This is a genomic window from Mailhella massiliensis (genome assembly GCF_020741395.1).
GTDB lineage: Bacteria > Desulfobacterota > Desulfovibrionia > Desulfovibrionales > Desulfovibrionaceae > Mailhella > Mailhella massiliensis_A.
In genome coordinates this window covers 1-10,733 of the sequence record NZ_DYZA01000080.1, presented here as the reverse complement: position 1 = coordinate 10,733, position 10,733 = coordinate 1, and the positions used below count along the sequence as shown (strand labels likewise).

9 protein-coding genes are annotated in these 10,733 nt (G+C 58.9%); 8 read left to right on the top strand and 1 reads right to left on the bottom strand.

Going from position 1 to position 10,733, the window contains the following annotated elements; genetic code table 11:
* Nucleotides 1–47: 47 nt before the first annotated feature.
* From K8W16_RS04460 to K8W16_RS04440, 5 genes are all read left to right on the top strand, one after another.
* Nucleotides 48–1,079: a TRAP transporter substrate-binding protein gene (locus K8W16_RS04460; RefSeq protein WP_304121487.1), complete on the top strand. Its 1,032-nt coding sequence runs from the start codon at nt 48–50 to the stop codon at nt 1,077–1,079.
* Between the two features lie 48 nt (nt 1,080–1,127).
* Nucleotides 1,128–1,616 carry a TRAP transporter small permease gene (locus K8W16_RS04455; protein WP_304121486.1) on the top strand — a complete coding sequence of 163 codons (489 nt, stop codon included), beginning with the start codon at nt 1,128–1,130 and terminating at the stop codon, nt 1,614–1,616.
* Nucleotides 1,613–2,917, top strand: a complete 1,305-nt coding sequence (locus K8W16_RS04450) for a TRAP transporter large permease (RefSeq protein ID WP_304121484.1) — start codon at nt 1,613–1,615, stop codon at nt 2,915–2,917. The genes K8W16_RS04455 and K8W16_RS04450 overlap by 4 nt, the downstream gene beginning before the upstream one ends.
* Nucleotides 2,918–3,052: 135 nt before the next feature.
* The gene (locus K8W16_RS04445) at nt 3,053–4,681 is read left to right on the top strand and encodes an FAD-dependent oxidoreductase (protein WP_304121482.1); all 1,629 of its coding nucleotides are present in this window, start codon (nt 3,053–3,055) and stop codon (nt 4,679–4,681) included.
* Nucleotides 4,682–4,791: 110 nt separating this feature from the next.
* Nucleotides 4,792–6,516 carry an FAD-dependent oxidoreductase gene (locus tag K8W16_RS04440; protein ID WP_304121480.1) on the top strand — a complete coding sequence of 575 codons (1,725 nt, stop codon included), beginning with the start codon at nt 4,792–4,794 and terminating at the stop codon, nt 6,514–6,516.
* A gap of 90 nt (nt 6,517–6,606) precedes the next feature.
* Here K8W16_RS04440 and K8W16_RS04435 read toward each other — a convergent pair whose 3' ends face one another.
* The gene (locus tag K8W16_RS04435) at nt 6,607–8,169 is read right to left on the bottom strand and encodes a restriction endonuclease subunit S (RefSeq protein WP_304121478.1); all 1,563 of its coding nucleotides are present in this window, start codon (nt 8,167–8,169) and stop codon (nt 6,607–6,609) included.
* Between the two features lie 223 nt (nt 8,170–8,392).
* Here K8W16_RS04435 and K8W16_RS04430 point away from each other — a divergent pair, with 223 nt between their 5' ends.
* The 3 genes from K8W16_RS04430 to K8W16_RS04420 are packed head-to-tail and all read left to right on the top strand — an operon-like array spanning nt 8,393 to nt 10,676.
* Nucleotides 8,393–8,668, top strand: a complete 276-nt coding sequence (locus K8W16_RS04430; protein WP_304121476.1) for a hypothetical protein — start codon at nt 8,393–8,395, stop codon at nt 8,666–8,668.
* 18 nt (nt 8,669–8,686) lie between these two features.
* Entirely contained in the window at nt 8,687–9,142 is a 456-nt protein-coding gene (locus K8W16_RS04425; RefSeq protein WP_304121474.1) for a tripartite tricarboxylate transporter TctB family protein, read from the top strand.
* 19 nt (nt 9,143–9,161) lie between these two features.
* The gene (locus tag K8W16_RS04420) at nt 9,162–10,676 is read left to right on the top strand and encodes a tripartite tricarboxylate transporter permease (RefSeq protein WP_304121472.1); all 1,515 of its coding nucleotides are present in this window, start codon (nt 9,162–9,164) and stop codon (nt 10,674–10,676) included.
* Nucleotides 10,677–10,733 lie beyond the last annotated feature (57 nt).

Genomic DNA, 10,733 nt, shown 5'->3' with positions numbered 1-10,733 from the left:
ATTTCCGGCGGCAGTCCGTTCCGCCTCACCTTTGCCCGGGAGACTCTATGCTTCGCTTCCCTCGTCTCACCCTTCTTCTGGCCCTGACCGTGTGTTTCGCCTCCGCGCCCCTTTCCAGCGCCCAGGCGGCAAAACCCCTTAAATTCGCCGAGCAGAATTCCGAAACCTCGTGGGGCTCCGTCCACGGTACGCAGCCCTGGATAAAAAAAGTGGAAGAAGCCTCCGGCGGCGCCATCACCTTCGACCTGTACGCCAACCAGAGCCTGGCCAAAGGCTCACAGGTCTGGTCTGCCACCAAAAAGGGCATTGCGGACGTAAGCTGGAACGCCATGGCCACCTACCCCGGCATGAATCCCCTTGCCGAAGTGATCACTCTGCCGGGCCTGCCCTATTCCACCCCCATGGAAGCCAGCGAAGCGCTCTGGAAAATGTATGAAAAATTCCCCCAGTTCGCCCGCCCCTATGCCGACAACAAACTGCTCGCCCTGTTCACTTCCGACGTGTTCAACCTCGTCTCCACCAAGCCCATCCGTACACTGGAAGATCTGAAGGGAAAAAAGATACGCACCGTGGCCGGCCCGCTGGTGGACGCGCTTGAAGCTCTCGGCGCCATTCCCGTAGTCATTCCCATGCCCGATGTTTATCTCGCCCTTCAGCGCGGCACCATCGACGGTACGCTGGCCTCCTGGGAACCCATCAACGGCTTCCGCTTCTATGAAGTCGCCAAGTATGTGGTAACCAACGCCCCCTTCGGTTTCTCCTTCTTCGGCGTGGCCATGAACAAGAAAGCCTACAACCGCCTTCCCGAAGCCGGCAAGGCTGCCATAGACGCCAACAGCGGACTGGCCGGAAGCGTATGGTGGGCGGAAAACTTCTCCTATTCTTCCCGTTCCGTCCTTTCCACGCTCCGTGAAAACGGCGTTCAGCTCGAAACCTTTGAGCTCAGCCCCGAAGAGCGGGCGCGCTGGGTGGAAAAGGCGGGCGAACCCATCTGGGAAGCCTGGGCAAAGCATGCCGAAGAAGAGGGGCTCACTGAAGCCCGGGCCGTGCTCGACTTTGCTCTCGGCAAAAACCAGTAACCTCTCCCGGAAACAGGCCCTCCGCCTGTTTCCGGCCAAGGAGCGACCATGTTCCAGAAACTATTCCACGGCCTCGTCAATATTCTTCTCTGGATAGGGGCGTTCACACTGGCCTTTGCCATGGTCATCACCACGGCAGACGTCATCATGCGCTACTTCTTTCACAGCCCCATCCAGGGCGTGTATGAAATCATAGAGCTGTCCATGGGTGTTCTCTCCCCCATAGCCATTCTGTACTGTTCCTATAAAGATGGTCACGTCAGCGTGGATCTTGTCTACAACCTTCTCTCTCGCCGGCTCAAGAAAGTCACGCTTCTCTTCTCCCTTCTCTGCTCCTGCGGGGTTTTCATCCTGCTCGGCACACAGTCCATCCCCCTGATTGTTGAAGTCATGGAAAGCAATCTCAGCACTCCCACCCTGGGCCTGCCCATGTGGCCTGCGGCAGCCGTGATCTGTCTTTCCTTCATGCTGGTAATTCCCATTTCCCTCTGCGAACTTGTCGCCGCCTTCCATTCCCATGAGGAGGACAAATCATGACTCCTTTCTCCATCGGCTGCCTGGGCATGCTTGTCCTCATCCTGACCATCTGCGCCCGTATTCCCATCGGCGTGGGCATGGTTCTTGTCGGAACCGGCGGCTTCGCCCTCCTCTCCGGCCTGGAACCGGCCATGGGCATAGCCCAGGGCGTCCCCTATGAAACCTTCGTGCAGTACAGCTACAGCGTCGTGCCCCTCTTTCTGCTCATGGGGCAGTTTGCCTTCAAGTCCGGCGTAAGCGAAGACCTGTACTGGGCCGTGAGCAAGTGGATGGGCAGCCTCAAGGGCGGCCTGGCCATGGTGACGGTGGCGGCATGTTCCGGCTTTGCGGCCATCTGCGGCTCCAGCGTGGCCTGCGCGGCCACCATGGGTGTCGTCGCGCTGCCGGAAATGCGCAAGTTCAAGTATTCCAACGCACTTGCCACCGGCGCTATCGCCGCAGGCGGTACCATTGGCATCATGATTCCGCCAAGCACCGTCATGGTGCTCTACGGCATCATCACCGAACAGAGCATAGGCGCACTGTTCATGGCCGGTTTTCTCCCGGGCATACTTCAGGCCGTCCTGTACATAAGCACCATTGCCATTCTCGTGCATCGCCACCCTGAAATGGGCCCCCGCGGAGAATCCTGCTCCATAAAGGAAAAGGTTCATGCCGTAGGCAGGGTATGGGGCGTGCTTACCTTGTTCGCCGTCGTCATCGGCGGGCTGTACGCAGGCATCTTCACTCCCAATGAAGCCGCGGGCATAGGAGCTTTCGGCGCCTTTCTCCTGAGTTTCTTCAAGAAGCAGATGAGCTGGAAGGTGTTCACCAACAGCCTCACCGAATCCGTGAAGACCACCGGCATGTGCTACATGATCCTGCTCGGCGCCATGTTCTTCGGATACTTCCTCGCCGTAAGCCGCGTTCCCAACGAACTTGCCACGCTCATTCTCGACATGCATGTCAACGCCTATGTGGTGCTCGTGGCCATTCTGCTCATCATGGTCCTGCTCGGCTGCTTCATGGACTCCATGGCCATTGTGCTGCTCACCGTGCCCATCTTCTTCCCCGTGGTGCAGCAGCTCAATCTCGACCCCATCTGGTTCGGCATCCTGGTGGTGAAAGTGACGGAAATGGGTCTCATCACTCCTCCTGTCGGACTCAACCTCTTCGTCATCAAAGGCATTGCCGGGAACTCTACACCCATACAGACAGTATTCCGCGGGGCCATGCCCTTCGTCCTGGCCGATGTCGTTCATTTGACCCTGCTCATCATGTTCCCGCAGATATCCCTGTTCCTGCCTTCCTTGCTCTCCTGAGCCCTGTCCGTACCCGTCTGCCGGGTACGGGTCCATCCCCGTCCCCGGCCGGGCTTCGCCGCCCTCCCTAAAGCCCCCTCATTATCAGCCTGTGCCCCACAGGGTCTCCGGCTGCGCCTTAAAAAGGAGTTTTCTATGATCCGCTCTCTCGACCAGGAAAAATGCATCGGCTGCGGCACCTGCATGAAAAGCTGCCCGCTGGACGTGTTCCGGGTATACGGTTCCCCCGCCGTGGCATCGCCCTGCTCCGCAGCGTGCCCCATACACAACAATATCCGCGACTATCACGCGGCCCTGCAGCTCGGCTCCATCCGCGAAGCCGTGGAACTGAGCTGGAAGAGCAACCCCCTGGCTGCCGTGACCGGGCGCGTATGCCCTCATTTCTGTGAAGGGGAATGTTCCCGCCGCGCCGTGGACAGTGCCGTAAACATCGGCGGCATTGAACGCTTCCTGGGCGACAAGGCGCTGGAGAGCCCGGCCACCCCCGCCACAGCAAAGCATGTCGCTCCCGTGGCCGTGGTGGGCTCCGGCCCCGCCGGCCTGACCTGCGCCGCTCAGCTCGCGGAAGAAGGCTTCAAGGTCACCGTGTTTGAGGCTCAGGCTGAACCGGGCGGCATGCTCCGCTACGGCATTCCCGAATACCGTCTGCCCGCCGTGGTTCTTTCCCGCCTCATCGCCCGCCTGCAGTCCATAGGCGTTTCCTTCCGCTGCGGGCAGAAACTGGGCGTGCAGTTCAGTCTGGAAGACCTGTATGCACAGGGCTTCAAAGCCGTCTTCCTCGGCATAGGGGCCGGGCTGGCCCGCCGCGTTCCCACTGAAGGCGCGGAAGGTGCAAACGTCATGTACGGGCTGAATTTCCTGCGCGACGTACGCACCAGAACCATACGCTCCGTTTCCGGACGCGCCGTGGTGGTGGGCGGCGGCGACGTGGCCATGGACGTAGCCCAGAGCCTTGCCAGACTGGGCGCGGAAAGCGTGACCGTAGTTTCCCTGGAAGCGGAAGGCGAGCTTCCCGCCTTTGCCCACAATATTGAAGACGCCCGGAATCTCGGCGTTCGCTTCATGCCTTCCAGCTCCATTTTCAAAGTCCTGCGCGACGGCGACACGATAACGGGCGTGGACATGGAGCGCTGCGTTTCCGTGTTCGACAGTGAAGGACGCTTCGCCCCTGTTTTCGATAGAAATGAAACCAGGCACATGGAAGCCGACATGATTGTTTTCGCCATAGGCCAGGCCTGCGACCTCAGCGGCATGCCTGAAGAAATCCTCACGGGCAAAGGCATGGCCGCCGATGCCGTCACCGGACAGACCGCCCTCCCCTGGGTCTTCGCTGCGGGCGACGCCGTTACCGGGCCCAGCTCCGTGGCCTCGGCCATAGGCGGGGCAAAAAGGGCCGCAAAGGGTATGCTCACCTACCTGCGCGGCGGAGACCTGCACCTGCTCACCGCCTGGGACATGCCCGTGGCTCCCGCTCTGGAAGCGCCGGAAAAACACAAGCTCATCAGTCGAGAAGAAGGAAGCGCACGCCCCGTCGCCACAGTGGACGGGCATTTCGCCGAACTCTACGGCGGGCTTCGTCACGAGCAGGTGCTCGGAGAAAGCCTCCGTTGCCTGACCTGCGGCTCCAAGGCCGCCATAGCCCACCCCGACGACTGCATGACCTGTTTCGGATGTGAAACCGGCTGCCCCTCAGGGGCTATCTATGTGGATCCCATCAAGGAAGAATGGCCCAAGGCTCTCGCGCCCCTTCCCAAGGCGGACTGATATCCGTCATTCCCCGCCTGCCGGGATACGGTATCCTTTCTCCTTCCCGGCAGAAATACACCGATTCCCAATTCCAAGCCCAACCACAACATGCTCTGTGGAGAACACATATGACATACGGCGATCTCAATACCCTCGGCCACGTTTTTCAAACGGACGTCCTCATTCTCGGCGGAGGCATGGCCGGCCTGTGGGCCGCCCTCAAGGCCTCAAAGTACACCGACAAGGTGATGATCGTGGACAAGGGGCCCTTCAAGCGCGGCGGCCAGGGCTCCATGTGCGGCGGCGATATGGTCGTCTGGGATCCTGAAGACGATATCAAAAACTGGGTGAAGGAACTCTCCTACTATTTTGAAGGGCTGGCGGAACAGGATGTGATCGAATGTCTCATGAAGCGTTCGCTGCAATGCATGCAGGAATACGAGCGCATGGGGCACAAATTCGCCCGCGATGAAAACGGCAAACTCAAAAGGGTCTACCAGCGCGGCCTGAAGCACATCGGCAGCGTCCTTTCCCGCCCCTTCGGCACCGGCGGCAAGAGTCTCATCCAGCACCTTGTGGCGGAACTGGAAAAAACCGACGTCCGCCTGCTTCCCGGCATACAGATTACCGATATCCTCATGAAGGACGGCCACTTTGCCGGTCTCGCGGGCTTCCATACCCGTAGCGCGGAGTTCTACATCATCAAGGCAAAATCCCTTATCATCTCCACGGGCAATTCCAGCTGGAAGGCCAGTTACGGCACCAATACCTGCACGGGGGAAACCTTCAGCATGGCCCTTCGTGCCGGTGTGCAGCTGCGTAACTTTGAATTCCTGAAGGTATGGAACGTCCCGGCGAAGTTCTGCTGGGAAGGCCAGACCATGCTGCTGCCCCTCGGCGCGCGCTTCGTCAATGCCGAGGGCGAAGACTTCATGAGCCGCTATTCGCCCACTCTGGGAGCCAAGATGGATCCGCATTTCAACACCCGGGCCATGGTGGAGGAATACCGTGCCGGGCGCGCTCCCCTGTTTTTCGACGTAAGCAAGATGCCTGAAGAAAACATCCGCCTTCTCACCCCCACCGTGGGCTGGATGAAGCTCAACTACGAAAGGCTCTGCACCATGGGGCAGGATCTTTTCAGGGACAAGGTGGAATGGATGCCCCAGGTGGACTACGCCATCGGCGGCATTGACACGGATATCAACGGCCAGACCTGCATCCCCGGCATCTTCGCCGCCGGCCGCGCCCGCAACCTGGAATCCGGCCTCTATCTCGGCGGATGGGCGGTTTCCGGCACAGCCACCACGGGCAGCATCGCCGGGGAACAGGCCGGGCAATACGCAGCCTCCCTGGACTATCAGTATGAACCCGACTACCGGGAAGTAAAGGAACTGAAGCATAACATCCTGGAACCTCTCGGCAAAGACGGCATCCCCTACAAGGAGGTGCTCAACGAATTCCGCCGCATCATCGCTCCCTACGACGTCACCATCCTGAAAACGGAAACCGGCCTGCGCCGTGCCCTCAAACGCTTTGAAGAAATACGCGCGGATCTTCTGCCCCATATTGCCGCCCCCACCCCGCACTTCCTTACCAAGCGGGTGGAAATGTACGGCATTGCCGACACCACGGAGCTGTACCTGAACGCTTCCCTGCTGCGCAGGGAGTCCCGCGGCAGCCATTACAGGGAAGATTTCCCCGACAAGGATCCCGCAAGCCTCGGCTGGTATCTTGCCTCCCGGCAGGACGGCAGGCTCGTCTGGAACTTCCGCCCCGTGCCCATGGAACGCTATGAATTCCACTTCGATTCCTACTACAGTGAAAACTTCATTCCTCTGAGCCGTCAGGCCTGACCCCTTCTCTGCTTATGAAAAAACGCTCCTTCTCAGGAAGGGGCGTTTTTTTTGCAGCCGCTGCACCGGAAAGGTTCCTTCCGAAAAGCGCTACAGCATGCTGTCGAACACGCTCTGGCTCTGTTGCAGCAAAAGGCCCTGCTGTTCCCTGAGCTTACGCTTCTTTTTCACGAGCTTCAGCATGTCTTCATGGATCCTGTGCACTTCTTCAAGCTGACGCTCGTCGGGCACGGGAATCTGGAGCGAGGAAAGATCGCCCACCTTGATCTGGGGCACCGTAGTACCGGAGCTGTGAGACTGGAAATACTCCTGCGCCGTGCGGGAACGCAGGAAGTAAAACAGCCAGATAGGGTCGACTATTTCCGCGCGGATGAGGTAGAATGTCTGGCTCGGCAGCCAGTTGGGCACAGTGTCCGCCACAATGCCTACCCTGCCCAGGGAAAGGAGCGACCCCTTGCTGCTGAGCAGAATGTCATTCTTCCTCAGAAGCGCCACCTCCCGCGAAGGCGTAAGCCTCGGCGCGTTGTCCAGTACACGGCTGGCCGAAGCGACAAGGCCGAATTCGTCGATATCGGTGAGCACCACTTCCCTATACTCATGGGCAATTTCATGAGAAGCCCTTGAGGGCAGCACCTGCCCGCGGATAAGCGTGGCACACTCCTCAAGACGTTCAAAGTGCTCCGTGTTGTTCAATATCTGCTGATCGCGCATGCGCAGATCGCATTGACGCAGAATGAGCTCCGCCGGGGCGACATCCTCCGCGGGAGGCATGGGGCCGCGCTGCTGGCCTTCCGCGTGGGGCTTTCTGTCCACCTGGTCGAGGATGGGCGTCAGATAACTTACTTCCACAATGCCCGCATGGCCGAGAATAAACCAGTCCTTGGCATTGATGAGGCGCACCTTGCCGGGATTGCCGTCCCTCGGCGGGGCGAGCTGAAGCAGCGCGGGCAGCGCCCTGTTCATCACACCGGATGGCAGCTGTATGGCCGTGCGCAGTTCCCCGGAGCTCACGAACTTCTGCTTGAGCTGGAGGATACGGGGACTGTCGCAGTTGAGGAACGACCATGTGGTAAGGATCACCGCGCCCTTGTAACGGGCACGGAAAAGCTTCCGGTAAAAAGCGGGAATGGCCACATTGCCCCGGAACAGGGAAACAAAGTGATACGCCTCGCTTACAAAGGGCTCTTCCGGCGACACACAGCGAATCTCCCGCTCCGCTATGGCCGCGCAGCAGGAAGCGAAGTCCTTGTCTCCCGTGAAATAGACGACGGCTCCGCGGAACGCGAACCACAACGCCAGGGGAAGCGTGCTGTCGCCATGGCACTCAATCACGGCACCTTCGGGCATGTTCTCCCTGAACACCTGAATATGACTCATGACATCAATGACGCGCGTGGGGGGAAGCTGCCTTGCGCCGGAAATCCTGTCTATCTCGCAAAGCGTCGCAACAACGAAAAGAATACGGTTGCAGCCTTCCCAATTGGGGTGGATATGCAGGCGTATATGTTCCAGGCGGGCCGAAGGCAGGGAAACTTCCCCCATGGCCGCCAGCATGACAAGTTTCAGATCCCGAGCGGAAAGTTCCCGGTACGCCTCGCAAAGCTGTGCGGCGAAGGCGTATCCCGCAGTCAGCGTTTGATCGTCAAAAATCATACTGTTTCCCGTTTTTATTGAAAAAATTTTCTATTTTTTCCTAGCATCAAACGAAATTTTTGTCCACCTAATCGCCCAAAAAGAGCAGTCCTCTAATATCGAAAACAACAAAACCTCCTTTATTTATTGACTATTATTAAAATAGTACTCGAAGTACAAAAATTATCCGTTGACTAAAATATCTAAAAACTATATTCGTTATTCCATACACAAGGAGTTCTCCATGAACACCGAAATCTCCATCTGGGATAACGATGCCGGGCGCATCCGGGCTATTGAGGCCAATCTTTATCGGGCCATGCGCACCCTGGGGCTGAAGGGTGTTGTGAAGATCATTTCCGAACCGCCGCTTCTCAGCAGGGAAAATCTGCTCGACCGGGTTCCCGTGCTGGAGATCATGGATCAATACTGGAGCCTCACTCCCCAGACGATCATCACCGAAGAACAGTGCCGCACCCTTCTGGCCTTTCTCTACAATATTCCTACGGAAAAAAACTGATCCGTTTCAGGAGGTACGATGTTGAAACGAGGGAACATTCTTGTAGGCGGTATATTCCTGCTCATCGGGCTCTGCCTGCTCAAGGTGGCCATGGAGCCACATGAAATGCTCTTTGCGGACCCCAACGCCATGCACATCATGACGTATCCCAAGATACTCATTTCCATCTGGATCGGCGCGAGCGTGTTCTACATCGTCGGCCAGAAGGACGAGTACGACTGGTATGACTTCAAAAAAGCCCGTGTACAGCTTCTCAAGGTTCTTCTGTGCATCGTCGTCTATATCTTCGCCTTCGACTATGCGGGACTTTTCGGCAGCACTCTTCTCTTCCTGCTCATATTCTTCTGGGTCATGGGCTACAGGAACAAGCTCACCATCCCCGCAGCCGTAGCCCTCGCGCTGCTTACCTGGCTTTCCTTTGAAAAACTGCTGGGCATTCCCATGCCCCGCCCCTTCTTCCTTGATCTTCTGTAGTCCGACAGGCAGGTATCCCATGTTTGAAAACATTTTCCATGCATTCGGAACCATCGCCGATCCGTTCTGCCTGGGCATGCTGGCTTTCGGCGTGCTGTTCGGCGTTGTCATCGGCGCTCTGCCCGGCCTGGGCACGGCCGTGGCCATCACCATCTGCATCCCCTTCACCCTGAAAATGGGCAGCGGCCCGGCCATTGCCCTCCTGCTCGGCGTGTACGCTTCCTCCATCTACGGCGGCAGCATTTCCGCCGTACTGCTCAACACCCCCGGCACACCGCAGTCTGCCTGTACCGGTATGGAGGGCTATCCCATGGCCCAGAAAGGCCAGGCCCGGGAAGCTCTCGGCTGGGTGACCATGGCCTCCGTGCTCGGCGGGCTCATTTCCTGCGCCGTGCTCGTGCTCGCCGCGCCCTCTCTGGCCGTCCTGTCCGTGAAATACGGCGGCCCGCTGGAAATATGCGCCCTCATCTGCATGGGCCTCGCCTGCATCACCAGCCTTTCCGACGACAACCACGTCAAGGGCGTGCTCATGGGTGTGGCCGGGCTCTTTCTCGCCACCATCGGCAACGACCCGCAGACCGGCGAAATGCGCTTCACCTTCGGCAGCCAGAACCTCGTTTCCGGCATCGACCTCATGCCCGTGGTGGTAGGCGTATTCCCCCTCGCCGAACTGTTCTACCGCGTCTATGAATCCTTCTCGGAAAAGGCTCCTTCCGTCATACACTGCACGAGCATGAAACTGCCCTCCTGGTCGGACTGGAAGGTGAAGGGCCGCATCTCCAACCTCCTGCGCTCCTCCTTCCTCGGCTGCGGCCTGGGCATCCTGCCCGGCACAGGCGCCACGGCGGCCACCTTCATCGCCTACTCCTCGGCCAAACGCATTTCCCCCGCGCGCGACAACTTCGGCAAGGGCGAACCCGACGGCCTCATCGCTGCGGAATCCTCCAACAATGCCGTTTCCGGCGGCGCGCTCGTGCCCACCCTCGCCATGGGTATCCCCGGCGAACCCACCATGGCTCTCATGCTGGCCACCCTCACTCTGCACGGCATCACCCCCGGCGTACGGCTCATGGCCGACAACCCCGACATAGTATACGCCACCTTCATCCTGCTCATCATGGCCAACCTCGCCCTCATCCCCGCGGCGTGGATCTGCATCCGCGGCTTCGGCAAGATCATCGCCTTCCCCACGGCCGTGCTGCTCGGCATCATCGTCATCTGCTCGCTCATCGGCGTCTATCTGCCCAGAAGCAGCATGTTCGACGTCTGGATCACTCTCGCCATCGGCGTAGTGGCCTTCCTCATGCGCCTCACCGATTTCCCCGTGGCTCCTCTGCTCATCGGCTACGTGCTCAGCAACCAGCTCGAATACCGTATGAGCCAGGTGGCCATTTACATGGGCGGCGGCTCCCTCGTGGACTACACCCTGGAACATCCCGTGGCCATTGCGCTCTTCATCGTGGCCCTCATCCTCCTGGTTCTGCCTTTCTTCAGAAAGAACAGAGATAAGCGTACCTGTGAACCCAACTTCTAAAAGGAGAGCCTTATGATCAGAAAGTTCATTGCCGGTCTCGCCCTCGCCGCCGCCACC